Source organism: Streptomyces sp. WAC00040, assembly GCF_056835925.1.
The window spans coordinates 185,495-209,875 of record NZ_JAKQZE010000003.1 but is presented as its reverse complement, the minus strand read 5'-3'; the positions used below and the strand labels follow the sequence as shown (position 1 = coordinate 209,875).

The following is a 24,381-nucleotide window of genomic DNA, read 5'->3' as shown; positions in this document are numbered from 1 at the left end:
CGGACGGGCCGCCGGACCGGTGGTGCGGTGTCTTCACCGGCGCGGTTGCCGTCGCGGTCGTCGTGGATCCGCCACGGGGCGAGGCGGCGCGCGCCGGGCCAGATCAGCCCGGACTGGTATCAGCTGGAGGTGATGTGACAGTATCAGTCCATGATGACGTCAGTCGACACTGATCTCCTACGGGTGCTGGCCGACCCGCTCAGGCTCAGGATCGTGACCTTGCTCGCCCGCGAGACCCTGTGCACCACCCATCTTGTGGACGAGACCGGCGCCCGCCAGACGAACCTCTCCAACCACCTGAAGGTGCTGCGTGAGGCCGGGGTCGTGGAGACCGAACCGTGCGGCCGTTTCACGTACTACAAGCTCCGTCCGGATGTCATCGCCCAGCTCGCCAATCAGTTCGCCGACCTGGCCGAATCCGCCCGCACCGCCACCGGCGACAAGAGGGCCTGTCCGTGACCCGCACCGACGGACCAGCGTCGACCCGCACCGCAGGACCCGCGACGCCCGGCACCGACGTATCCCCGACGCCTGGCACAGACGGACCCGCGGTCACCCGCGCCGGGGGACCCGCGACCGACGAAAGCCGGTCGGTCGTCGCGAGACCGTCGACACTCGACCGTTTCCTCGCCGTCCGGATCCTCATCGCCATGGGCCTCGGCCTCGGGCTCGGCCGCGACACCGCGACGTTGGCCTTCACCGCCGGGGGAAACGACTTCGAGCTCGCGATCGTCGCCATCGCCACCTTCGGCGTCACCTCCGGCCAGGCACCCTCCGGTGTCGTCGGCCCGCTCATCGAGGTCCCCGTCCTCGTCGCCCTGGTCCACGCCTCCCTGGCCTGGCACAAGAGGTTCACCACCTCGCAGCCGGTCTCATGACGCAGCGCGCCGACGTGGTGGTGGTCGGCGGCGGCCAGGCAGGGCTCGCCGCCGGCTACCACCTGCGCCGCCTCGGCATCGACTTCGTCGTCCTCGACGGCGGGGCGGTGCCGGGCGGCGCCTGGCAGCACACCTGGGACTCGCTGCGCCTGTTCTCCCCTGCCGCGTACTCGTCGCTGCCGGGCCGCCTGATGCCGCCGCAGCCGGGGGCGACGTACCCGGACGCCGGCCATGTGCTCGAGTACCTCGCGGACTACGAGAAGCGGTACGAGCTGCCCGTCCGGCATGGCGTCCAGGTCCGGGCGGTGCGTCGGGACGGTGACCGGCTCCGCGTGGAGACCGAGGAAGGGGACTGGTCGGCCCGAGCGGTCGTCAGCGCCACGGGGACCTGGTCACGCCCGTTCCTGCCCGCCGTCCCGGGCGGCGGCGACTTCGCCGGCCGGCAACTGCACACCACCGACTACCGCCGCCCGGCCGACTTCGCCGGGCAGCGTGTGATCGTCGTCGGCGGCGGCAATTCCGGCGCCCAGATCGCTGCCGACCTCGCCCTGGCCGGCGTGCGTCTCACCTGGGCGACCCGGCGTCCGCCGCGCTACCTCGCCGACGACATCGACGGCCGTGTCCTCTTCGACGTCGCCACCGCACGGCGCCGTGCCCTCGACGAAGGCCGCGCCGACAGCGGCGGCGTCGCCTCTCTCGGCGACATCGTCGCCGTCCCGCCGGTCCGCGCCGCCCGCGACGCCGGACTGCTCGACGCCCGGCCCCCGTTCACCCGGCTCACGCCCGGCGGCGCCGAGTGGGCGGACGGCACCCGGACCGAAGCGGACGCCGTCATCTGGTGCACCGGCTTCCGTCCGGCCCTCTCCCACCTCGCCCCCCTGGGGCTGCGCGGGCCGCACGGCCACGTTCCGACCGAAGGCACCCGTGCCGTGGACGAGCCGCGCCTGCACCTCCTCGGCTACGGCGACTGGACCGGCCCCGCCTCCGCCACCCTGATCGGAGTGGGCCGCCCCGCCCGCGACGCGGCCCACCGGATCGCCCAGCTGCTGCGCTGAGGGCGCGGCCTGCCGCTCCACGGTCGGGCGCGGACAGGCGGCCGGACCGAGGGGCGTACCCGCGCGAAGTCCCCGCGGCCCGACGCCGACGGCCGGCCACTGCCGCTGCTCGGACGAAGCGGGCCGACGGACGACATGGCAGGCATGACGCAGCTGCCGCTCGACGGGCTGATCCTGGACGCGGGAACGGCCGGCCCGACCCTGGCAACGCAACTGCGCGCGTCCGGTGCCCTGTTCAGGATCACCGACCGGCACCTGTACGGCCGCCCGTGGCCGACTGCGCTGCTAGCGTTGTCTCCGGAACAAGGGGGCGAAGGCAGCCGATGACATCGAACGCGTTCCGTATCGGGGGCGATCTGACCGTACGGCGGCTGGGTTTCGGGGCCATGCACCTGCCGACGGAGCCCGGTCCTGCAAGGGCATCGTCCGTCGCCGTCGCCCGGCGGGCCGTCGAACTGGGCGTCACGCTGATCGACACCGCGTACCTGTACGGCGGTGGAGCCAACGAGGAGCTCCTCGCCGAAGCCCTGCACCCCTACCCGGACGGGCTGGTCATCACCACCAAGGTCGGCGTCGCGCGATCGGGTCCCTCGGACGAGTGGCGGCTCGACGGGCGGCCGGGCGTTCTACGCGACCAGGTCGACGAGGCACTGCGCCGACTGCGCGTCGAGCGGATCGAGCTGCTCCAACTGCACCGTATCGACCCGGAGACGCCGCTCACCGACCAGGTCGGCACGCTGCGGGACCTGCGGACCGAGGGCAAGATCGGCCGGATCGGACTGTCCGAGGTCACCGTCGCCCAGCTCGAGCAGGCGAGAGGGATCGTCGACATCGCGAGCGTGCAGAACCGCTACAGCCTGCTCGACCGTGAGCACGAACCCGTGCTGGCGGCGTGCGAGGCGGCCGGGATCGCCTTTCTGCCGTGGCGGCCGGTCGCCTGGGGAAAGTCGGGAGCGACGGCCGAGATCGCCGCCGTGGCGGCCGAGCTCGACGCCACGCCCACGCAGGTCGTGCTCGCGTGGCTCCTCGGGCACTCGCCCGTCGTGCTGCCGATCCCGGGCACCACGCGGATCGACCACCTTGAAGAGAACCTCGCCGCCGAAGGTCTCCGACTGCCGCCCGCCCACCGCGACCGCCTCGACCGGCTGCCCGCGCCGGCATAGGGCCACGGCTGTCGCGTCTTTGACGACCGCTCCTCGGCTGTCGCGACCCGCCGGTTCTCCTCGCGGGAATGCGGCAGCCTGCTCCGCCCCTCTTCGGCATGAAGCAGGCTGCGGGTTCACTCGCCGGACGCCTGACGCCGGACGCCTGACGCCTGACGCCTGACGCCTGACGCCTGACGCCGGACGACAGAGCCCCTATGGGCCTCAAGGTAACGTGAAGAGTGCGGGTGGTCACCGAATCTGCGGTGAGGAGCGGTTGAGCATGACGGTGTTGCGGAGGCCCGGCATTCGGAAGGTATCGGCCGGGAACCATGACCGAATGCGGACTGTGGAGCACCCCTGATGCCGGCGCCGTCGGAACCGGTCGCCGAGACGGCGGGTCCACTCGTGTCGCCGGTCAATTCGCACAACGAGTGGGATCCGCTGGAGGAGATCATCGTCGGGCGTCTGGACGGCGCGACGATTCCCTCCGACCATCCGGTCGTGGCGTGCAACATCCCCCCATGGGGGGCACGGTTGCAGGGGCTGGCCGCCGGCTTCAGGTATCCGCGCAGACTGATCGAGCCGGCGCAGCACGAACTCGACCAGTTCGTCGCCCTCCTCGAAACCCTCGGCGTCACAGTCAGGCGCCCCGACGCGGTCGACCACAGGCAACGCTTCAGTACACCTGACTGGTCGTCGCGGGGATTCTGCAACACCTGCCCCCGGGACAGCTTGCTCGTGATCGGCGACGAGATCATCGAGACCCCGATGGCCTGGCCGTGCCGGTATTTCGAGACGCATTCCTACCGCGCGATCCTCAAGGACTACTTCCGGCGCGGAGCGCGGTGGACGGCGGCACCGAGGCCGCAGCTCACCGACGCGTTGTTCGAGGCGGATTTCCGCACTCCTGGGCCCGGTGAGTCCATGCGCTACATCCTCACCGAGTTCGAGCCGGTGTTCGACGCCGCGGATTTCGTGCGCGCGGGACGCGACCTGTTCGTCACCCGCAGCAACGTGACCAACCGGACCGGCATCGAATGGCTGCGGCGCCATCTCGGGCCCACCTATCGCATTCATGAGATCGAGAGCCGCTGCCGCACGCCCATGCACATCGACACGACCTTCCTGCCGCTCTCGCCCGGCAAGGTACTCGTCAATCCCGAATACATCGACATCGACCGGCTGCCCGACGTCCTGAGTTCGTGGGACATCCTGATCGCGCCCGAGCCCGACCCGATCGGCGAGCACCTGCTCAAGATCACCTCGATGTGCGGCAAGTGGCTGAGCATGAACATTCTCATGATCGACGAGAAGAGGGTGATCGCGGAGCGGCACCACACCGGGATGCTGCGCGCACTCGAGAAATGGGGGTTCGAGCCGATCCCCGGCAACCTGCTCCATTACGCGCCGTTCGGCGGTTCGTTCCACTGCGCCACGCTCGACATCCGGCGTCGCGGCACGCTCGAGTCGTACGTCGACTGATCAGGAGCGCGACTGGTCAGGGCTGCGGCCGGACCACGATCAGAGCGATGTCGTCGGTGCCGGTGGTGGAGCCGTCGGCGTGGTGGACGAGGCAGTCGGTGATGGCGTCCACGTCGTGGTCCTCGCATTCCGCGAGGCGCCGGGCGAGACCTTCCGTGGTGTCGGTGATGTCGACGCCGGGGACCTCCACCAGTCCGTCGGTGTACAGGGCCAGAACGGCGCCCGGCGGGAGAGCGATCTCCGTCGTGGGGTATTCGGCGCTCTCGTCGATACCGAGGAGCAGCCCCGGGGGAACGTCGAGGATTTCGGTCCGCCGGTCGGGGTGGCGTAGCAGCGGCGGCGGGTGCCCGGCGGTGGCGAGGTGCGCCCGGTGGTGGGCGAGGTCGAGCTTGGCGATGAGGCAGCTGGTGAACAGGCCGGGGTCCAGATCGGTCAGCAGGCGGTTGGTCCGGGTGAGGATGTCGCCGGGTGACGTGCCTGCGGTGGCATGGGCGTGGACGGCGGTGCGGACCTGGCCCATGAGGGTCGCGGCGATGGTGTTGTGCCCCTGGACGTCGCCGATCGCGGCGACCGCCGTGGTCGCCGTACAGCGGATCAGGTCGTAGAAGTCGCCGCCGATGTCCATGCCATGGCCGGCGGGCCGGTAGCGGGCGGCGACGTCCAGGCCGGAGACGGGAGGCAAGCGGTGGGGCAGCAGCCCTGTCTGCAGGGTGTGGGCGAGGGTGTGCTTGGCGTCGTAGAGCCGGGCGCGGTCCAGGGCCTGGGCGATCAGCCCGGACAGCGAGGTCAGCAGGGCTCGTTCCGCCGGAGGGAAGGGGCGCGGCCGGTCGTAGGAGAGGGCGAGGGACCCCACCGGGCGGCCCGAGGCGGTCAGCGGCAGGAATGCCCACGCGCTCCTCTCCTTGTAGCGAGGAGCGTGGGGATGGGCGAGCCGGAAGTCGTCGAGGCTCGGGAAGAACTCGGCCGCACCCGTCGTCACCACGTGCACGCCGGCGACGTCAGAGGTCAGGGGCGTGCCGTCGACCTGTTCGAGGAACTCGTCGCTGTAGCCGCGGTGGCCGACGACCCGCAGCCGCCCCTCGTCCACCGTCATGAGGACCAGGCCCTGGGGGCCGAGCGCGGGAACGATCTGGTCGGCGGCGAGGTCGACCACGTCCTGCACACTCACCGCCTCGGCCAAGGAGGCCGCCAGATGGGTCAGTTGGTACAACGCCATGACGTTGACGGCCTCGGCCGGAAGCGTCGGGTGCTGTGCCGCGGGTACGGTCCCGTCCTCCGCGGCGGGCGTGATGTGCACGCTGAGGCCGGTCTCGTCCGGGTACAGCTCGAAGGACAACGGTGCTTCCGGCGCGCGGACGGCAACGAAGGACGTCGGCTTTCGGGAGACGACCGCCGCCCCGTAGCGCTCTTCGAACTCGGGGTCCTGCAGCCACAGCAGGATCTCCCATGGGCGTTTGCCGATCAGAGACGCCGCTCCGGCGCCGACCAGCTCGGAGCCGGCCGGATTGATGTACGTGATCCGGCCCTCCAGGTCCAGCGCACAGCAGCCGACCGGCAGGCGTTCGGCGAATCGGTGAGCGGCCACGGCCTGCGCCGGGTCGGTCTCCTGAGGACGTGGCGGCGCCACGATCCGCGGTTCGCCTTCGGGCAGCAGCCGGTGACCGCTGTCGGCCGCGTGCCGCAGGATGTCCCCCGCGCGGTGGCAGAAGCCGTCGACGGCGTCCCGCTCGTGGGCACTGAGCCGCGGCGGGTGCCAGATCGGCCACAACAGCACGATCCCGCCCCATGCACGGTCCCCGCCGACCAAGGGAGCGGCCCCGAGCATGAAGTCGTACGGGAGCACGATCCCCAGACGCGGATAGCGGCGGGCGATCTCCTCCCGGCTGCCCAGCCACACCAGCTGCTTGCTGCGCATCGCGTCGGCCACCGGGATCGACGTGTCCAAGGGGATACGTGACCACGGCGCGGTTATCCGCTGGGACGCCCCCGACACCAGCGCCAGACGCAGCATGCGCTCGTCCGGCTCCAGCAGGTAGACCAGCCCGACCGATGCGCCGGTGTCCCGCACGACATCGCCCATGACACGGGCGAGTTGCTCGAGGTCCGGCGCGGAGGGCGCGTCCGTGTCGGCGGGCTGCATAATCCTTCACCCGGCCACGATGTGCGAAGTGATGTCGCCGCGGCCTCCGCGGCGGCTACGCGCCTCGCCGTTCACGGCCGGTCGCGCGCCGCCGCCGGCCCGGTGGGCTCCCGTCCGCCGGTGCGCCGCGACCGCCGAAGGCGCCACGGGCCCGGCCGGACCCGGTGGCCCGCTTCGATCACACCCTTCATCGACCATATATGGACAATACGTCCGCCCTGGTGTATCGGCACAGGGAGCGGCGCCGCCCACACACCGGTCCCGGACGAGCACACCCGGTGCCTTCCGGGGTGGCGAACTGTACCCCTGCGCGGTCACCCGGCCCGCCGCACCGGCAGGCCGACCCCGCAGCGTTCCGACCCGCGGTCCGGGGCGGCACCTGACTTTCGCGGTCCGGGCCCAGCGGGGCGGCGGCCCGGCCGTCCGGGCGGGCACGTCGGCGGGTCACCGCGGGGCGCCTCTCCGCGCATTCGCCCCCATAGGCGTGCCGAAGGGCGGATATCCCGTTGTAGGGCCAGGGGCACGGCCATAGGGTCACCCGCATGTCTCTGCGTATCCGTATGCGTGAATCCCTGCCCCAAGCCATGCGCGCCCGCGACAAGGTCGCCGTGAGCGCTCTCCGCGCGACGCTCGCGGCGCTGGACAACGCAGAAGCGGTGCCCATGGGTTCAGCCGGCATCCGTGGGGCGGCGTCCCTTGAGGAGTCGCCGGTCGGCGCCGGCGCGACCGAGGTGGCGCGGCGAGAGCTGAGCGAGCACGCCACCGCGGCCATCGTGCGCGCCGAGATCGCCGAACGGCTGGAGGCGGCGGCGGAACTGACCGCGCCGACTCACGCGGACCGGGCCGCGCGACTAAGGGCGGAGGCCGCCGTGCTGCTCGGATTCCTTGACGGGCCCGGCGCAGCCCTGGTCACCCGGTCCGGCCCCGCCGGACCCCGCGCCGCACACCGGAAGAGCCGGTGAAGTCCGGCCCGCCCGGCGCTCGCAGCTCCCGGATCAAGGCCCGGACGGCAGCCGATGCCGCCAGCTCGCGGGTGGTGACATAGCCGACCGACCGCGTGGGGCGCTCCGTGCCGAGATCAATGATCTCGACGGTGTCCGGTGCTCCGGTCAGGGACAACATCGGCATGACAGCCATGCCGAAACCGCTGCTCACCAACGAGAGCACTGCTCCGTCGTCCTGGGCCTCGACCGTTGCCGGCGGCAGCCATTCCTGCTCCTGCCACCAAGTACGCGTGTACGAGGTGCAGTTCTCGGCCCAGTCGACCAACGGAAGTGTGCGTGGTGACGGATGCCCGGCCGGGTGCACCAGCGCGTATCCCTCCTCCAACAGGACCGCTCCGATCAGCTCCGGCGGTACGGGCGAAGTCGTACCGATCGTCGCGATGCCCAGGTCCGCGCGCCCGTCCAGCACTTCACCCGCCGTGCCGCGCCCTACCTCCCGTACGATCCGCACTTCCGGCACCACCTCCGGATGGCTCCTGGCCAGAGCCTCCAAGGCGCGCGGCAGCAGGTGGAGCGCGGCGCTGCGGAAGGCGGCGATGCGCAGTGGTCCGGCGGCCGAGCGGCTCTCCGCCCCACGCACTTCGGCACCCATCACCTCGAGCAGTCGCAGTACCCGCCGGGCGTGGGCGACGGCCTTCTCGCCCGCGGCCGTGGGCACGGCCCCGCGACGCCCCCGGTCGAAGAGCACCGCCCCGAGCTTGCGTTCGCTGCCGCGCACCGAGTGCGAGACCGCCGACTGGGTCATGCCGAGCACGGCGGCTGCCGCCGAGAAGCCGCCCTCGTCGCCCACGGCGACGAGCACCCGCAGTTCCTGCGGGGCGAGATCGGACATCGAGGCGCTGACCTCCAGGTATGAGAGACGTTCATGGATGCAGTGGTTCCATCGACGCACCCTACTGCCCGGCCCGCCACAAGCTCCCTACGGTCTCGATCATGACGACTCAGACCTCGCTCACCGTCCACCAGACCGCCCGCCCCGAGGGCTTCCCGGCCTCCCACCAGTTCAGGTTCGTCGAATCGCCCGTACCGGCGGCCGCGCCCGGTACGGCACTTGTGGAGAACCTCCACTGGTCCGTCGACCCCTACCACCGCGAGATGATGGACGGCGACTTCGCGCTGAACGCACCGCTGGAGGGCCGCACGATCGGCCGGGTCGTCGAATCCCGTGACCCGGGACTGAGCGAAGGCGACCTCGTCCTCCACCGCAGCGGATGGCGCACCCACGCCCTGGTGACGCTCGGCACGGCCGGAACACGCAAGCTCCGGCGGTATGACGGCGTCCCGCTCTCCGCACACCTGAGCATCCTCGGCGGCACGGGCCTGACCGCCTATGTGGCGCTCACCCGCACGCTGCGGCTGGAACCGGGGGAGGACCTGTTCGTCTCGGCGGCCGCAGGCGGGGTGGGGACGGCGGCCGGCCGGATCGCCCGGCTCATGGGCGCCGGCCGGCTCGTGGGCAGCGCCGGCTCCGCCGCCAAGGTCGCGCACCTCACTGGACGGCTGGGCTTCGACGCCGCCTTCGACTACCACGACGGCCCGGTCGGCGAACTGCTCCGGAAGGCCGCGCCGGACGGGATCGACGCTTACGTGGACAACGTCGGCGGAGACCATCTGGAGGGCGCCATCGAGGCCCTGCGCGATCACGGGCGGATCGCCTGGGTCGGGGCGGTCGCCCAGTACCACCACGCGCGGCCGCCGGCAGCGCCGCGCAATCTCTTCGACATCGTCGGCAAGAGCCTGCGCCTGGAGGGCCTACTCGTCCGCGACCACGCCCACTTGCAGGAGGAGTTCGAAGACTTTCTGGTGCCGCATCTACGCAGCGGCCGGATCACGCCGGACCAGACAGTGGTCATGGGGTTCGAGAACATCGTGGAGGCGTTCCTCGGCATGCTGAGGGGCGAGAACACCGGGAAGATGCTCGTGACCCGGCCCGAAAAGTGAACCGGTGGGGCGAACCGGACGGGGGGCCCTCCGGGAGCGCGAGGGCCGGCAACAGGACTTGCGGTGTCGCGGGGCGGCGGGACCCTGGAAGAGACCGGCGGTGACCGGCCCGGACGCACGCCGTGCGGCCGCCGGCGGAGCGGCACCGGAAAGGACGACGTCATGAAGGCACTGGTGTTCCAAGGCCCGGGACAGACGTCCTGGCAGGACGTTCCGGACCCCGATCTCAAGGACGCCGCCGACGCGGTCATTCGCGTCGACGCCGTCACCATCTGCGGCACGGACCTGCACATCATCAAGGGGGACGTCCCCGAAGTGGCACCCGGCAGGGTCCTGGGCCACGAAGCCGTCGGTGAGGTGGTGGAGGTCGGCAGCGAGGTGCGTACGGTCCGTCCCGGTGACCGGGTGCTGGTCTCCTGCATCGCGGCGTGCGGCCGCTGCGTCTTCTGCCGGGAGAACCGCTACGGACAGTGCCGTGGGGGCGGCGGCTGGGTGCTCGGGCATCTGATCGACGGTACCCAGGCCGAGTATGTCCGTGTGCCCTTCGCCGACCTGTCGGTGCACCCGCTTCCCGGGGCTGTTGACAGCGAGGACGCCGTGCTGCTGGCCGACATCTTCCCCACCGGGTACGAAGTGGGCGTGCTCAACGGGCGGGTGCGGCCCGGCGACACCGTCGTCGTGGTCGGCGCCGGGCCGATCGGGCTCGCCACCATCGCCACCGCCCAGCTCTACAGCCCGGGACGGATCATCGCCGTCGACCTGGCGGAATCCCGGCTCCAGGCGGCACGGGACATGGGCGCCGACGCCACCGTCGGTGCCGACGAAGGCCCCGAGGCACTGGTCGAGGACCTGACGGAAGGACTCGGAGCCGATGTCGTCGTCGAGGCGGTCGGCGTGCCCGAGGCGTTCGAGCAGTGCACCCGGATGGTGCGCCCCGGAGGCCATGTCGCCAACGTCGGCGTGCACGGCAGGCCCGCGGCGCTCCATCTCGAGAAGCTGTGGATCAAGGACGTGACGATCACGACCGGACTCGTCGACACGCACTCCACGCCGATGCTGCTGAGGATGATGGCGGCCGGGCGGCTCCCGGCGGCGTCGGCGATGGTCACGCACCGCTTCGAACTGGGGCAGATGGAGGAGGCGTACGACGTCTTCGCCCGCGCCACGGACACCGGGGCCCTCAAGGTCGTGCTCGGCGGCCCGCGGCACGACGAGGTCAGTGTGCCCGCCTAGGGCTTCTCGTCCCGATCAGGCAGGATCCCAACGAGAGAGCCCCGGCTGGAATTCACGGCGCCGCGCGGCGGTCGCCGGAGCTTGCCGTGGTGCCGGGCCGGGGCCGGCCCGTCGTCGTGGTGAGACCGTCCCAGGGGCGCCGGCGTCCGCCGCTCACCGCGGCGACACCGGTCTCGTCGTAGCGGGACGTCGCCAGTGACCAGGTCAGGTTGCCCGCCATCACATGGCGCATGCCGTCCACGTAATGGCTGACGTGTTCGCGTGTCACGGCGGGCACGCCCTGCTCGGCGAGCGTCGCGGGGAGGGAGGCGGCGAGCCGGGCGAAGCGGGCCGTCCGGGCGTTGGCGAGCGCGGTGATGTGCTGGACCGACTCCTCCAGCGTGCAGCCCTTGTGCTCCCGCTCTATGACCACGCTGTTGTTGATGTCTCCGGCCGCCAACTCCTTGACGAGCGAGACGATGTCGTTGACGAAGATCACCACATCGCCGGTGATCTCGCGCATCTCCCGCAACGGGAAGGACCGGTGCAGGTCCTCGGGCAGGGCATAACCCCCGCACCGCTCGGTGAAGTCGAGGCACGGCTGCACCCCTATGGAGTGCCGCCGCACTTCCAGGAACCGTTCGAGCGAGGGCAGGCGGTCGGCATTGCGATGGTGTGCCTCCCCCACATGCGCGGCGAGGTACGCCTGCCAGTGGTCACGGAAACGGAGCAGCCACTCCTTCGGAGCGTCTGCGGTGGACCGCCGCCAGATGTCCCGGAAACCCCGCACCAGTGGTGTGTCCCGGTCGTCGGACGCCTGCGGCGCGCCGTCCGTCGTCATGGTCGCGACGAGGGCGTCCACCACGCCGCGGATCTCGTGGGGCCGGGTGCCCAGCCCTCCGTCGAACTGGTCGTCGAAGATGAAGAACCAGGCGTTGAAGTCCGCGGCCAGCTCGAGGTCGGCGGCCGTGGCGTCGGGGTAGAAGTACGCCATCAGCCGCTCCAGCCGCAGCGCGTCGTACTCCGCCGCCGCGACGTCGCCCGCGAGCAGACCCGTTTCCTGCACCCACTGGAGCGTGTGCTGCCGGGCGCGTTCCGCGTAAGGGCTCAGCCGCGCCGGGAAAGGGATCCTGATGGCCGCGGTGCGCCGAGTGGGGTCCGAGGGGCGCGCGGGGCCCGGGAGCCGGTGGCCGGAAACCGTCTCGTGTGCCATATGCCCCCCTGGGGTGTCGCGGCGCTCCGGACCGGTACGTGGTGCGTGTCCGACGCGTCCGAGTGCCGTTCCGAGACTAGGCGTTGTGCAGGTGGAAGGACCGTGGTCGGCGGTGGGGACGGGGTGCGCGCCCCGCGCACACTGCCACTTGTGCGCCCCCTGAACGCGCCCCCTCTTTCAGTGAGGGATGAGAGTACCTGGATCCGGCCATGCTGTACCGCGTTCACATCATCCCGAGAGAAATAGCCGTGCGGAGGACCACATATCGTGCTCGCCTGCGTACGCTTTGCGCACTCGGTAGTTGGGATCCCGGGACGAGGCCCGGAAACAGGGACGACACGCGTCGAGGGAACGGACATGGCTTACATGGGAGACCGCCCGGGGCGGCCGCAGCGGCTGCTGCTGGAGCGCGAGACGGAAACAGCGGCGCTGGAGGGCCTGTTGGCCGAGCTGAGCGGCCCCTCCCAGGGACTGACGGCGGCCGGCACCGGCGGCCTGCTGGTGTTCGCCGGGCCGGCCGGGCTCGGTAAGACCACCCTCCTCAACGAGGTGCGCAGAAGGGCCCTCGCCCGCGGCTGCACGGTGCTCTCCGCACGGGGCGGAGAGCAGGAGCAGGGCGTCGCGTTCCATGTCGTACGCCACCTCGTGCAGCCGGTGCTCGCGGCCGGCAGCGAGGACGAGCACCGCAGGACACTGGGGAGTTGGTACGACATCGTCGCTCCCGCGGTGGGGCTGGTGGCGGGAGCCGGCAACAGCTCTCCCGATCCGCAGGGAGTGCGGGACGGTCTGGACTGGGTCGCCACGCGGTTCGCCGTCCAGCACGCGCCGCTGGTGGTCATGCTCGACGACGCCCACTGGGCGGACGCCGAGTCGCTGACCTGGCTGACGGGCTTCGCGCCGCGGGTCACCGAGCTGCCGATGCTCCTCGTCGTCGCCTACCGCCCCGACGAACTCCCCGTCGACGCACTGGCGTTCGGCAAGCTGGCCGAACGGCACGGGTCGCGCCCCTTCGACCTCGCGCCGCTCACGCCAGGCGCGATCAGCCGCATCGTCAGGGACGCCCTCGGGGAGGACGCCGACGACGCGTTCTGCCGGGAGACCTGGGCGGTCACCGGAGGGAACCCGTTCGAGGCGGTCGAGCTCGCCGCCAGGGTCGCCGACCGCGGGCTCAAGCCCCAGGTCGCCCACCTGCCCGAACTGCGGGAACTGGCCTCGGCGGTGAAGGGCGGCGGCCTCGTCGAGCGACTGGAGCGACTCGGCACCTCCGCCGTCCGGTTCGCCTGGGGCGCCGCCGTGCTGGGCGCGGAGGCGTCCCGCAGCCGGGCCGCGAGCGTCGGTGGACTGGGTGACGCCGAATCCGCCGACGCCGTCGCGAAACTGCGCGAGGCCCGCATCCTCGCCGACCCCGCCCGCGACGGGAACGACGAGGAGTCCGACCGCCTCGAGTTCTTCCACCCCCTCGTCGCCACAGCCGTCTACCGGGCGATACCGGCGGCATTCCGCGTCGCCATGCACGGGCAGGCCGCCGCGGTCATCTCCCATGCGGGTCTTGGCGCCACCGCCGCAGCCCGGCACCTGCTCGAAACGCATCCCGAGAGCGACCCGTGGGTGGTGCAGCAGCTGTCGGAAGCCGCCGGCGACTACCTCCGTGCAGGCGCTCCCGACGCCGCCCGGCGCTGCCTCAGCCGGGCGCTGCGCGAACCACCGGCCATGGAGGACCGCGCCCAGGTCCTGTTCGACCTCGGCTGCTCCGCGCTGCTGACGGAACCCGCGATCACGGTCAACCACCTGCGGGCCGCACTGGACGAACCCGTCCTCGACCCTGCCCTGCGGGAGGCGATCGTCTACCGGCTGGCGCAGGCTCTCGGCCACTCCGACCGGATGGCGGAGGCCGCCCGGACGGTCGCCGAGGGGGCCCGCTGGGCCACAGACGCCAAGACCCGGCTGCACATGCAGGCGGAGCAGTTCATGTGGAACGCCTTCCGGGCCGACGAGCAGGACTCGCCCGCCCGTTCACGCAGGCTCGCCCGGCTCGCCGACCACCTCACCGGCGACGGCACCGCGGAGCGCTACATCATGGGCCTGCGGGCCTGGGACGCGATGGTGCGCGGCGAGCCGGCCGCGACGGCGCTCGAGTGGGCGGAGAAGGCCCTCGGCGACGGACTGCCGTGGACGGACGAGCAGTGGGGCTTCGAGGTTCCGGTCCTGGTGGCCCTCACCTTCATGTACTGCGACCAGCCAGGACGGGCGGAGGAACTGTTCCAGAAGGGCATCGCGGAGTGCCAGGACAGAGGCTGGCGCGGCGCGCACCTGTCATTCGGCTACACGCTCCTGGGTTACATCCGCTACCGCCGTGGACGCCTCGACTCCGCGGAGACGCTGGTCCGCGACGGTCTGCGGATCGCGGACAGGGTCGGACACCGGGTGCCGGCGCAGTACTTCGCCATCGGCATCCTCATCGAGATCCTCCTCGCCCGCGGCCGCACCGAGGAGGCAGAGGAGCTCGCCACCACCTACCACTACGGCGACATCGTGCCCAGCGCGGTGGTGTACCCCGACGCCCAGACCGTTCACAGCGAGCTGTTGCTCGCCCTCGGCAGGCGCCGCGAGGCCGAACAGCAGCTCGTCCGGGTCGGCGAGCGCCTCGAGCCCCGCGGCATGCGCAACCCGGCATGGTGCCCCTGGCAGCTCCACCTGGCCCGGACCAAGGCCGGAACCGACCCCGAGCAGGCCCGGGAACTCGCGGCCGAAGGCGTCCGCAGGGCGCGGCGGTTCGGCACCCGGTCCGCCGTCGGACAGGCGCTGCACGCGATGGCGGTGGTGACGCCCGGCCCCGAGCGGGTCGCGGTCCTCGCCGAGGCCGTCTCGCACCTCGAGCGCTCTCCGTCCGGCCATGACCTGGCGAGCGCGCTGATCGACCACGGAGTGGCACTGCGCCGCAGCGGGCTCCCGCAGGACGCGGCCGAGCAGCTGCACCGGGGGCTGGAGGGGGCCGTGCAGTGCGGGGCCGACGCGCTGGTGGCGCGGGCCCGCGAGGAGCTGGACGCGACGGGGATGTGGCCGCTCCAGCCGCGCACCGCGGCAGCCGACTCACTCACGGTGCAGGAGCGCACCGTGGCCGAATGGGTCGCCCGCGGCTGGTCCAACGCCCGCATCGCGGAGGCGCTGGGCACCGCGAACCCGGTGGTGACCCGGATGCTGTCCGACATATATCTGAAGGCCGGCTGCGATCAGGCGGGACTCCCACGGCTGCTCGCGGGACCTGACTCCGACGCGCACACAGGTTCCGGCCTCCCGGGCGGCCCCATGGGGTCATGACCCAGCGGTGTCGTGACGGGTCACGGCTTCGGCGGCTGCTCCAGGACCAGGCGGATCTCCGTGACCTCGTAGCCGGCGCGGTCGAACGCGGCGGCCATCGGCAGATTCACGGTGTCCGTGGTGGCCGTGATCCGCGCCGCGCCGGCTGCCGCCTGGAAACGGGTGATGTGGGCCAGGACCTCGTCGATCAGCCCGCGGCCGCGGAACTCCGGGACCACGCCCAGGTATCCGACGTTCCGGTTGTCGCCGCCGGTGCTGGACGGTATGGCAAGGCCCGCGAGCGTGCCGTCGGCCGTGTACGCGAGCCGCCACCAGTCCCGTTCGCCGGGCGCGTCGAGATAGAACTGCATGTCCTCCCGGGCCTGGACATCTGCGTCCTTGACGGCCAGTTCACGCCCGGTCCGGACGTCGAGGCTGCCCTGGGCGAGACGGCGGAACGCGTCGAGGAACGCGGCGTCGTCACCCGGTGCGAAAGTCAGCCTGGTGCCGGCCGCGGGCAACCCCGCCTGCGGCGTCCACTCGTAACGCAGTCTCTCGACCTCCTCGATCAGCCCGGCGCGTCGGGCCGCGAGGCGCCGCCACTCGACCGCGGACGCCGTGCCGGCGTCGCCGCGCCAGCCCCGGGGAAGCGCGAGGTTGTAGAGCGGATCCCGCTCGGCACCACGCTCCCGGAACGCGCGGTGGCCGGCCTCGAGGAGCGCCACGGCCACCGCCGCGCGGTCCGGGACGCCCTCGCGGACATGGAGGCAGTCCAGAGCCACCGGAAGCTCCCCGTCCGTGCGGCCCCACCACAGGGCCCGACCGAGCAACTCGCCGTGGGAGTCCTCGGCCGTCCACGTCCATTCGGGCCGGTACTGCCGTGTCTCCCAGTCCGCGCGGAAGCGGTCCGCGCTGATCCAGTCGAGCGGCGGCTCTGCGAGGAACGTGGCGACGCGTTCCGATTCTGCGGCGGTGATGGAGCGGACGAGCACAAGGCCTCCGGGGGCATCGGGTGCGTCACGGTGTGCGGCGCCCCGCGATGATCACACAGGCGGCCGTCGGTACACAGCGCTTTTCGTAACGCCCGGGCCGCGGCCGGCGTCACCGGCTCCCTCGCGTCCGCCGGCGTTCGCCGCGTTCGCCACTGCCGGGCCTGGGTAGGGGGAGGGCGTGAGTTATGTGAACCCTGGCGGGGAGTATGCGCGTGACAGCCGGTACATCACCACCCGCGTCACCGCGGACGGACGCGACGGCTTCCCCGTGGAACCCGACCGCTACCGCTTGGTCGTCAGCCGGGCCTGCCCTTGGGCCGGCCGGGCGGTGATCGTACGGCGGCTGCTCGGGCTCGAGGGCGTGCTGTCGATGGGCATAGCCGGGCCCACGCACGACGAGCGCAGCTGGACCTTTGATCTCGACCCGGACGGCCGTGACCCGGTGCTCGGCTTCGAACGGCTCCAGGAGGCGTTCCTGGCCCGCGATCCCGGCTACGACCGGGGCATCACGGTGCCGGCCCTCGTCGACGTGCCGACCGGCAAGGTCGTGACCAACGACTTCCGGCAGATCACGATCGACATGTCACTGGAATGGAAGGCCCACCACCGCGACGGGGCACCGGAGCTCTACCCTCCCGAGCTGCGGCCGGAGATCGACGCGGTGAACGAGGTGGTCTACAAGGACGTGAACAACGGCGTCTACCGGGCGGGCTTCGCCGGCTCGCAGGAGTCGTACGCCGAGGCGTACGAGCGCCTCTTCGCCCGGCTCGACCTGCTCTCGGAGCGGCTCGAAGGGTCCCGCTACCTCGTCGGCGACACGATCACCGAGTCGGACGTACGGCTGTTCACCACGCTGGTGCGCTTCGACGCCGTCTACCACGGCCACTTCAAGTGCAACCGGCAGAAGCTGTCCGAGATGCCGGTGCTCTGGGCGTACGCGCGTGACCTGTTCCAGACGCCCGGCTTCGGTGACACGGTCGACTTCGACCACATCAAGCGGCACTACTACCTGGTGCACAGCGACATCAACCCGACCGGGATCGTGCCCGTCGGCCCGGATCTGTCGGGCTGGCTCGAGCCGCACGACCGTGCGGCGCTCGGCGGGCGGCCGTTCGGCGACGGAACGCCGCCGGGGCCGGTCGCACCGGGGGAGGAAGTGCCGGCCGTTCCGGGAAGGTCGTAGGCCCGATGAAGGACAAGCTGTGCGCCGTGAGGATTTCCGCAGCCGCGTTCTGTGGCCGGGCGGTCACTCATGGGGTAGTTTCAGGTACAGCAGTCGTGGTTCCGAAGTCTCGTGCGCTCACGGGGAGTTCCCGTGGGCGCATTTGCTGTTCAGCAGTCCGAGGACCAGGGCGATCACCTCACCCAGAGGGCATCGGACAGCCGGTGCCCCGCGTCCGAAATTGGAGAGCAGCATGGCTTCAGGCACCGTGAAGTGGTTCAACGCGGAAAAGGGCTTCGGCTTCATCGCCCAGGACGGCGGCGGCCCCGACGTCTTCGTCCACTACTCCGCGATCAACGCCTCCGGCTTCCGTTCTCTCGAGGAGAACCAGCAGGTGGAGTTCGACATCACCCAGGGCCCGAAGGGCCCGCAGGCCGAGAACGTCCGTCCGGTCTGACCTGACGGCACTCGCGGACAAGCGCCCCCGGCACCATGTGCCGGGGGCGTCGTCGTGCCCGGACACGCCCTACCCGGGTGCCGCGCGGGTGCCGGGCCCGGTGCGGGTGTATCCAGGAGGCATGGGTCAGCGGCCGCCGCGCGGGATTCACACCCGGCCATGGGAGACGGGCCACACGCTGCTGGCCGTTGTCCTCGCGCTGATCGTGACGGTCACGGTGGTGGACATCCTCGCGCCCCCCGAGGTCCACCTGGGCCCCTTCCTGGCAGCCGCCCCCGCCGTCACGGCCTCGTTCGCCGGCCCGCGGATCACCGCCGGCATCGGCGCGGTCGCCGTCCTGGCCCAAGCCGTGGTCGCGATCGTCCGCACCAGCCTCATCGACCTGAACCACAGTTTCCAGCTCATCGCACTGATACTGATCTCGGTGTTCGTCACCTTCTTCGCCCACCTGCGGGAACGGCACGAGAAGGAGCTGGTCCAGCTGCGGTCCGTGGCAGAGGCCGCGCAGCAGGTCGTGCTGAGACCGCTGCCGCACCGGATCGGCCCCCTGCGCATCGCCTCCGTCTACCTGGCCGCCGAGGCTGAGGCGCAGATCGGCGGCGACCTGTACGCGGCCGCGCGCACCGCCGTCGGGACCCGGCTCCTCATCGGTGACGTCCGTGGCAAGGGCCTGGAGGCCGTCGGGGACGCCGCCCTCCTTCTCGGCGCCTTCCGGGGTGCCGCCCACCGGCAGGCCGACCTTCCCTCGCTGGTCGCCTATCTGGAGGGAACCGTCTCCTCCGACCTAGACGACCCGGGTGCGGCCGGGCCCGGCGGCACGCCCACCGAGGCGTTCATCACCGCGGCCGTGCTCGACGTCCCCGACGACGTGCCGTCCCTCGACCTGGTCAATTGCGGTCACCCACCGCCCCTGCTGCTGCGCGACGGCGAGGTCGTCGCTCTGGAGGTCCGCCATTCGGTCCCGCCGCTCGGGCTGACCGAGTTCGTGGGGCCGGCCTTTACCGCCGAGACCTTCGCCTTCGAGCCCGGCGACACCCTCCTGCTGTACACGGACGGTGTGATCGAGGCCCGCGACGGGGCCGGTACCTTCTTCCCGCTCATGGACCGTCTCGCCGACTGCGCGGGCCGGAACCCGCACGACCTCCTCAGCCGCCTCCGCCAGGATCTGCTCGACCACGCGGCCGGTGGGAGCCTGGGCGACGACGCCGCGATGGTGGCCGTCTCGCGTGCCGCGACGACCCGAGAGATCTGAGCCGCCGGCCCAAGAGATCTGATGAGGAGTGGGCGGCCGGTGGCCCGCGGCGGACCGCTCTCCCGGGACCCGAAGAGCCGGGCAACGACCGGAGATCGTCGACAGGCCTGCCCCTTCGCACGTCGGTCGGACCGCCGTAACCCCGGGTACCGCCGTAACCCCGGGTACACCGTCGTCCGGGCCGATTCCGCCGGCGTGGGAAGCTCGTGACCCGGGGGCGAAGACCCGAACGGCACGGTCCTCGTGGCAAGCCGCGGGCGTTCGTCCTCGCACGTCCGAGTACGGCAACGCGGAGGCACCGACCGATGTCCGAGAACCCCGTCGATCCCGTGACCGTCCACGAGACGCCGCCCTCCCGCGTCCTGGTGGGTCCGGGCGCACGCCACCGCATTCCCGGAGAGATCGAACGGCTCGGTGCCCGGCGGGTGCTGCTGGTCGCGACCGGGTCGGCCCGGACGGCGGCCGACGAACTCGCCGGGGCACTCGGCCCCCGGTCGGCGGCACGCTTCGACGGAGCCGTCGTGCACACCCCGGTCGCCGTGACCGACAAGGCGATGGAGGTCGTGGGCAGGACGTCGGCGGACGTCGTGGTGGCCATCGGCGGCGGCTCGGCCGTCGGGCTCGCCAAAGCGCTGTCCGCGCGGACGGGGATGCCGCAGGTCGCCGTCCCGACCACGTACGCCGGCTCGGAGGTGACGCCCGTCCTCGGCGAGACGGAGAACGGAGTGAAGACGACGCGACGTGACCCGGCCATCACCCCCGGGACGGTCGTCTACGATCCGGAGCTGACGCTGACGATGCCCGCGGGACTCACACTGACCAGTTCCATGAACGCCCTGGCCCACGCGGTCGAGGCGCTCTGGGCACCGGACGCGACCGCCCTGAGCGACGCCCTCGCGACGGAGGCGGCCGACGGCATCCTGACCGTGCTCCCGCACGTCCTCGCCGACCTGACGTCACTTCGGGACCGCCAACGGCTCCAGGAGTCGGCCTGGCTCGCCGGCCTGTGCCTGGCCCGGACCCGGACGGGGCTGCACCACCAGCTCGCGCACGTCCTCGGCGGGATGTTCGACCTGCCGCACGCGGAGCTCCACGCCATGCTGCTGGCGCACGTCATGGCGTTCAATCTACCGTCGGCGCCGAAGGCCGCCGCCCGCTTGGAGCGGATCACCGGCGGCGACCCGGTCGAGGTCGTCGGCCGTCTTGCTGCAGGCCACGACGGCCCCACCACGCTCCGGGCCCTGGGAGTTCCGCGCGACGCCCTGGGCGCGGTGGCGGAGCGGGTCGCGGACCGGCCGTATCCGAATCCGCGGCCGCCGGAGACCGAGGCCGTGACCCGGCTCCTGCACGGCGCCTGGTAGCACAGTGTCCTCACCCCCTGCCGCCTCGCAGGGGGTGAGGACACAGCTTCTTCGGCAGCCTGGCTCAGACCGCCGGGGCCGGGTAGGTCGGGTACTCCACGCCGGAGACGTGCTGGACGACGCGGATGACCTGGCACGAGTAGCCGAACTCGTTGTCGTACCACAGGTACAGGATCGCGTTGTCGCCGTCGACCTTGGTGGCGCCGGCGTCGACGATCGAGGCGTGACGCGAGCCCACGAAGTCCATGGAGACCGCGTCGGGAGCCGTGGTGAAGTCGATCTGGCGCTTCAGCGGCGAGTGCAGCGAGACGTCGCGCAGGTAGTCGAGGACCTCGTCGCGGGTGGTCTCGCGGCCCAGGCGCAGACTCAGGATGGCGATCGAGACATCGGGCACGGGCACGCGGATCGAGCTGCCGGTGATCGGCGCCTTCAGGTCGGGCAGTGCCTTGGCGACGGCGGAGGCTGCGCCGGTCTCGGTGATGACCATGTTGAGCGGCGCGGAGCGGCCGCGGCGGTCGGCCTTGTGGTAGTTGTCCAGCAGGTTCTGGTCGTTGGTGAACGAGTGGACGGTCTCCACGTGGCCGCGCAGGACGCCGTACTCGTCCGCCATCGCCTTCAGCGGCGGGACGATCGCGTTGGTGGTGCAGGACGCGCAGGACAGGATCTGCTCGTCCGGCTTGATCGTGTCGTGGTTGACGCCGTGCACGATGTTGGGGACGTCGCCCTTGCCCGGAGCGGTCAGGACGACCTTGTCGATGCCGGGCCGCAGGTGCTTCGACAGGCCCTCGCGGTCGCGCCACTTGCCCGTGTTGTCGATCAGGATGGCGTTGTCGATGCCATGCGCCGTGTAGTCGACCTCGGACGGGTCGTCGGCGTAGATGACCTTGATCTCGTTGCCGTTCGCGACGATCGTGCTGTTCGCCTCGTCGACGGTGATCGTGCCCTGGAACTGGCCGTGGATCGAGTCGCGGCGCAGGAGCGAGGCGCGCTTCACGAGGTCCTGCTCACCGCCGCCGCGCACCACGATCGCGCGCAGCCGCAGGCCGTTGCCGGAGCCGGACTTCTCGATGAGGAGGCGTGCGACGAGGCGGCCGATGCGGCCGAACCCGTACAGGACGACGTCACGGCCCTCGCCGCGCTCGATCTTGTTGGCGCCGGTGGCGCCCGCCACGGCCTCGGCCGTGAAGCCCTCGACGGTCAGTCCGCGGTCGTCGGCCTTGTACGCCTCCGCGAGCAGGGCGAGGTCGATCTGGGAGGGGCCGAGGTCGAGCGTCGTAAGGGCCTGCAGGAACGGCATCGTGTCGGTGACGGAGAGTTCCTCACCGGCGATCTGCCGGGCGAACCGGTGGGTCTTGAGGATGCTGACCACCGACTTGTTCACCAGGGAGCGGCTGTGGAGCAGGACGGTGACGTCCCGCTCCCGGTGCAGCTTCCCGATGATCGGGATCATCGACTCCGCGATCTCCTCGCGGGTCTTCCAGTTGGTGAACGCGTCTTCGTTGACAGTCACAGGTTTATCTTTCGAGCTAGGTGGCGCTCATATGCTAACCCCCCGTCCTTTCGATCTTGACAGGGGGCCACCCGGGCGCGATCACGCTGCCGCGGCCTTCTCCGCGCGCCACGCCAGCACGAGCGTCGCGGCGACGAGAGCGGAGGTGACGATGCCTGTCACCAGGACCGGGGCGGGTGTGAAGACGGAGGCCAGGACCGCGAGCACGGCCGCCGGGTGGACCAGGTCCGTCCGGCTGCGGAGCTCGGCGGCCCGGTGGTGCAGCAGCCACACCATGGTGAGGAAGACGGCGACCGGGACGGTGTACGCCAGGGCGGCACCACGGTCGGTGAGGTGGCTGTGGCCGGTGGCATGGGCGACGTTCACGGCGAGGCCGGCGCCGACGGCGGCCGCGGAGGCGAAGACCGCGTAGTGGCCGTAGCCCCAAAGCAGCGCGGTCCTGAGGGCGGTCAGCCGGCGCGGCGCGTTCTGCATGAAGTAGAGCCACCACAGGGCGAAAACCGTCAGCACCCCGCCGACGACGATGGTCGCGATGTCGCCGAGGGCCGCGTCGGTGTCAAGGGCCGTGCGGACGGCGGTGGTGGAGGCCGTGATGGTCTCGCCGAGGACGATGATGGTGAACAGTCCGTACCGCTCGGCGATGTGGTGGGGGTGCCAGGTGGTGGTGACCGCGCTCTCGGCCCAGACAGGGACGGCGAGTTCGGCCGCCACCAGGACCAGGAAGGTGGCCAGCCTGCCGTCGTCGGGGAGAGCCAGCCGGGCCACCCAGCCGACCTGCACCACCAGGACGCCGACCGCGTAGCGCAGGCAGCTGCGCCGCCGTTCGGGATCGGAGTACGCGGCGCGCAGCCACTGGGTGACCATCGCGAGCCGCATGATGACGTAACCCCAGGTGATGACGGTGAAGTCGTCGTGCTCGAGGGCTTCCGCGACTCCGGCGGCCAGGACGAGCGCGCCGGTGATCTGAACGAAGGTCAGGAGCCGGTAAGGGATGTCGTCCGTGTCGTAGGCGGAGGCGAACCAGGTGAAATTCATCCAGGCCCACCAGATCGCGAAGAACACCAACGCGTATCCGAGGACGCCGTGGCCCACGTGCCCTTCGGCGAGCTCGTGCTCGAAGGCCGCGGACGCCTGGGCGACGGCCACGACGAAACACAGGTCGAAGAACAGCTCCAGCGCGGTGGCGGTGCGATGGCTCTCGCTCGCCAGGCGGGCGACCATCGGCCGGTGCCATGCACCGGCGGTGGAGTGTGAGTGGCTCATGGGGAACGTTCTCAGCCGTGAGGGGGCGGGATGAAGCGGTGTCCAGTGAGTACCACACGGGTGGCGGACAGATGGTGGGCCGCGCCGCGGCCCGCCACCTCTCGGCGGAGGGCTTCCCCTCGGTGAGTCCCAGTTCAAGACCGGCGTCGCGTGGTGTGCGACCGGGTCCTCGATCCCGGCGGCGCGGCGGGCGGCCCGTTCTGGCGCTCGGACGCCCGCGGAGGACTGCTCCTTCGCAGCCGCCCGGAAGAGCCGGCATCGCGCCCGCGGCCTCACGGACCGGCAGCGACGTGACGAGCGTCCTGCCCTCCAGGTTGCCGACGACGACGTGCCACTGGTTGCGCGGCCCGTTGGCGTTGATGTGGTCCGCGGTGGCGGACGTCTACAGCGTCTTGGCTCGGGCTCCCGGTCGGTTCATCTCGGCACGGAAGGTCTCCTCGGTCCACGGCGTGCCGTCGGCGGTGCCGCACATCCGCTACCGCGGGTACTCGGCGCCTCCTGCGCGGTCGGGGCAGGTTCCGCGACCGGAACGTCGTGCGCGCGAGGCCGGTGGACGCGATTCGGCCAGTCTCGCCGCGGCTGCCTGAAGCAGCGCCACCGCGACGGCCCGGACCAAGCGGGTGGGCCGCCGCGCTGCGCAGCGCTTCGAAGTTTCGGGCGCTCACCGCTCCTGGCGGCCGGTGAGCTCGTAGCCCGCCTCGTCGACGGCCGCTGCGACGTCGTCGTACGCGAGCTGCTGCTCGCTCGCGACAGTCACCTCGCCGGATGTGAGGTCGACCTGAACGCTCTCCACTCCCGCGAGTGCTCGCACCTCCGCCGTCACGGCGCTGACGCAGTGGCCGCACGTCATGCCCTTGACCTCGTAGACATCTTCGACCATCACGGTGCTCCTTCCGGAACGGGGACGTCGTCAGGCTCAGTGTATACCCCCTGGAGGTATACGGGACGGCTGCCGGCGTGCGCAATGCCGCCCGACCACCCGGACCAGCACGACGGACCGTCGCCCGCGCCACGGCC

The 24,381-nt window shown here is 71.4% G+C and carries 20 protein-coding genes and 1 pseudogene; 14 read left to right on the top strand and 7 right to left on the bottom strand.

Translation table 11 applies throughout. The annotated features are described in order from the left end of the window. The first annotated feature begins 150 nt into the window (after window positions 1–150). From MDN94_RS26410 to MDN94_RS26385, 6 genes and pseudogenes are all read left to right on the top strand, one after another. Complete coding sequence (locus MDN94_RS26410; RefSeq protein WP_482728400.1) at window positions 151–459, top strand: ArsR/SmtB family transcription factor; 309 nt, start codon at window positions 151–153, stop codon at window positions 457–459. Window positions 460–653: 194 nt separating this feature from the next. Further along, a pseudogene (locus tag MDN94_RS26405) lies at window positions 654–878 on the top strand (arsenic resistance protein); the annotation flags it as partial. Further along, window positions 875–1,933, top strand: coding sequence for an ArsO family NAD(P)H-dependent flavin-containing monooxygenase (locus MDN94_RS26400; protein WP_482728399.1), 1,059 nt, complete (start codon window positions 875–877; stop codon window positions 1,931–1,933). The pseudogene MDN94_RS26405 and the gene MDN94_RS26400, both read left to right, overlap by 4 nt. A gap of 144 nt (window positions 1,934–2,077) precedes the next feature. Beyond that, window positions 2,078–2,260: a hypothetical protein gene (locus MDN94_RS26395; protein WP_482728398.1), complete on the top strand. Its 183-nt coding sequence runs from the start codon at window positions 2,078–2,080 to the stop codon at window positions 2,258–2,260. Then, window positions 2,257–3,096 carry an aldo/keto reductase gene (locus MDN94_RS26390; RefSeq protein WP_482728397.1) on the top strand — a complete coding sequence of 280 codons (840 nt, stop codon included), beginning with the start codon at window positions 2,257–2,259 and terminating at the stop codon, window positions 3,094–3,096. Before MDN94_RS26395 ends, MDN94_RS26390 begins: the two co-directional genes overlap by 4 nt. Before the next feature lie 342 nt (window positions 3,097–3,438). Continuing rightward, on the top strand, window positions 3,439–4,560 hold the full coding sequence (locus MDN94_RS26385) for an amidinotransferase (protein WP_482728396.1): 1,122 nt from the start codon (window positions 3,439–3,441) through the stop codon (window positions 4,558–4,560). 16 nt (window positions 4,561–4,576) lie between these two features. Here the strand turns inward: MDN94_RS26385 and MDN94_RS26380 are convergent, their stop codons facing one another. Continuing rightward, window positions 4,577–6,700: a SpoIIE family protein phosphatase gene (locus MDN94_RS26380; protein ID WP_482728395.1), complete on the bottom strand. Its 2,124-nt coding sequence runs from the start codon at window positions 6,698–6,700 to the stop codon at window positions 4,577–4,579. Window positions 6,701–7,284: 584 nt separating this feature from the next. On the opposite strand from MDN94_RS26380, the gene MDN94_RS26375 reads away from it, so the two are divergent. After that, complete coding sequence (locus MDN94_RS26375) at window positions 7,285–7,662, top strand: hypothetical protein (protein WP_482729088.1); 378 nt, start codon at window positions 7,285–7,287, stop codon at window positions 7,660–7,662. On the opposite strand, the gene MDN94_RS26370 is transcribed toward MDN94_RS26375, so the two are convergent. After that, window positions 7,610–8,536 carry a LysR family transcriptional regulator gene (locus tag MDN94_RS26370; protein WP_482728394.1) on the bottom strand — a complete coding sequence of 309 codons (927 nt, stop codon included), beginning with the start codon at window positions 8,534–8,536 and terminating at the stop codon, window positions 7,610–7,612. The genes MDN94_RS26375 and MDN94_RS26370 overlap by 53 nt on opposite strands. 101 nt (window positions 8,537–8,637) lie before the next feature. Between MDN94_RS26370 and MDN94_RS26365 the strand changes: the two genes are divergently transcribed. Together MDN94_RS26365 and MDN94_RS26360 are read left to right on the top strand one after the other, a co-directional pair. Next, on the top strand, window positions 8,638–9,645 hold the full coding sequence (locus MDN94_RS26365) for an NADP-dependent oxidoreductase (protein ID WP_482728393.1): 1,008 nt from the start codon (window positions 8,638–8,640) through the stop codon (window positions 9,643–9,645). A gap of 162 nt (window positions 9,646–9,807) precedes the next feature. Further along, complete coding sequence (locus MDN94_RS26360; protein ID WP_482728392.1) at window positions 9,808–10,878, top strand: zinc-dependent alcohol dehydrogenase family protein; 1,071 nt, start codon at window positions 9,808–9,810, stop codon at window positions 10,876–10,878. A gap of 52 nt (window positions 10,879–10,930) precedes the next feature. Here MDN94_RS26360 and MDN94_RS26355 read toward each other — a convergent pair whose 3' ends face one another. Then, complete coding sequence (locus MDN94_RS26355) at window positions 10,931–12,070, bottom strand: isoafricanol synthase (protein WP_482728391.1); 1,140 nt, start codon at window positions 12,068–12,070, stop codon at window positions 10,931–10,933. Between the two features lie 357 nt (window positions 12,071–12,427). Here MDN94_RS26355 and MDN94_RS26350 point away from each other — a divergent pair, with 357 nt between their 5' ends. Beyond that, window positions 12,428–15,388 carry an ATP-binding protein gene (locus MDN94_RS26350; RefSeq protein WP_482728390.1) on the top strand — a complete coding sequence of 987 codons (2,961 nt, stop codon included), beginning with the start codon at window positions 12,428–12,430 and terminating at the stop codon, window positions 15,386–15,388. 20 nt (window positions 15,389–15,408) lie between these two features. Here MDN94_RS26350 and MDN94_RS26345 read toward each other — a convergent pair whose 3' ends face one another. After that, entirely contained in the window at window positions 15,409–16,359 is a 951-nt protein-coding gene (locus MDN94_RS26345) for a GNAT family N-acetyltransferase (RefSeq protein ID WP_482728389.1), read from the bottom strand. Window positions 16,360–16,537: 178 nt separating this feature from the next. Between MDN94_RS26345 and MDN94_RS26340 the strand changes: the two genes are divergently transcribed. The 4 genes from MDN94_RS26340 to MDN94_RS26325 all read left to right on the top strand — a co-directional run bounded on the left by MDN94_RS26340 (window position 16,538) and on the right by MDN94_RS26325 (window position 20,591). After that, window positions 16,538–17,542: a glutathione S-transferase family protein gene (locus tag MDN94_RS26340; RefSeq protein ID WP_482728388.1), complete on the top strand. Its 1,005-nt coding sequence runs from the start codon at window positions 16,538–16,540 to the stop codon at window positions 17,540–17,542. 232 nt (window positions 17,543–17,774) lie between these two features. Continuing rightward, window positions 17,775–17,978, top strand: a complete 204-nt coding sequence (locus tag MDN94_RS26335) for a cold-shock protein (RefSeq protein ID WP_005320750.1) — start codon at window positions 17,775–17,777, stop codon at window positions 17,976–17,978. Window positions 17,979–18,099: 121 nt separating this feature from the next. Beyond that, complete coding sequence (locus MDN94_RS26330; RefSeq protein WP_482728387.1) at window positions 18,100–19,230, top strand: PP2C family protein-serine/threonine phosphatase; 1,131 nt, start codon at window positions 18,100–18,102, stop codon at window positions 19,228–19,230. Window positions 19,231–19,535: 305 nt separating this feature from the next. Then, the gene (locus tag MDN94_RS26325) at window positions 19,536–20,591 is read left to right on the top strand and encodes a maleylacetate reductase (RefSeq protein ID WP_482728386.1); all 1,056 of its coding nucleotides are present in this window, start codon (window positions 19,536–19,538) and stop codon (window positions 20,589–20,591) included. Window positions 20,592–20,655: 64 nt separating this feature from the next. On the opposite strand, the gene MDN94_RS26320 is transcribed toward MDN94_RS26325, so the two are convergent. The 3 genes from MDN94_RS26320 to MDN94_RS26310 all read right to left on the bottom strand — a co-directional run bounded on the left by MDN94_RS26320 (window position 20,656) and on the right by MDN94_RS26310 (window position 24,244). Then, complete coding sequence (locus MDN94_RS26320) at window positions 20,656–22,101, bottom strand: glyceraldehyde-3-phosphate dehydrogenase (protein ID WP_482728385.1); 1,446 nt, start codon at window positions 22,099–22,101, stop codon at window positions 20,656–20,658. Between the two features lie 81 nt (window positions 22,102–22,182). Further along, window positions 22,183–23,364 carry a low temperature requirement protein A gene (locus tag MDN94_RS26315; protein ID WP_482728384.1) on the bottom strand — a complete coding sequence of 394 codons (1,182 nt, stop codon included), beginning with the start codon at window positions 23,362–23,364 and terminating at the stop codon, window positions 22,183–22,185. A gap of 661 nt (window positions 23,365–24,025) precedes the next feature. Further along, window positions 24,026–24,244 carry a heavy-metal-associated domain-containing protein gene (locus tag MDN94_RS26310; RefSeq protein ID WP_482728383.1) on the bottom strand — a complete coding sequence of 73 codons (219 nt, stop codon included), beginning with the start codon at window positions 24,242–24,244 and terminating at the stop codon, window positions 24,026–24,028. Window positions 24,245–24,381: the final 137 nt, after the last annotated feature.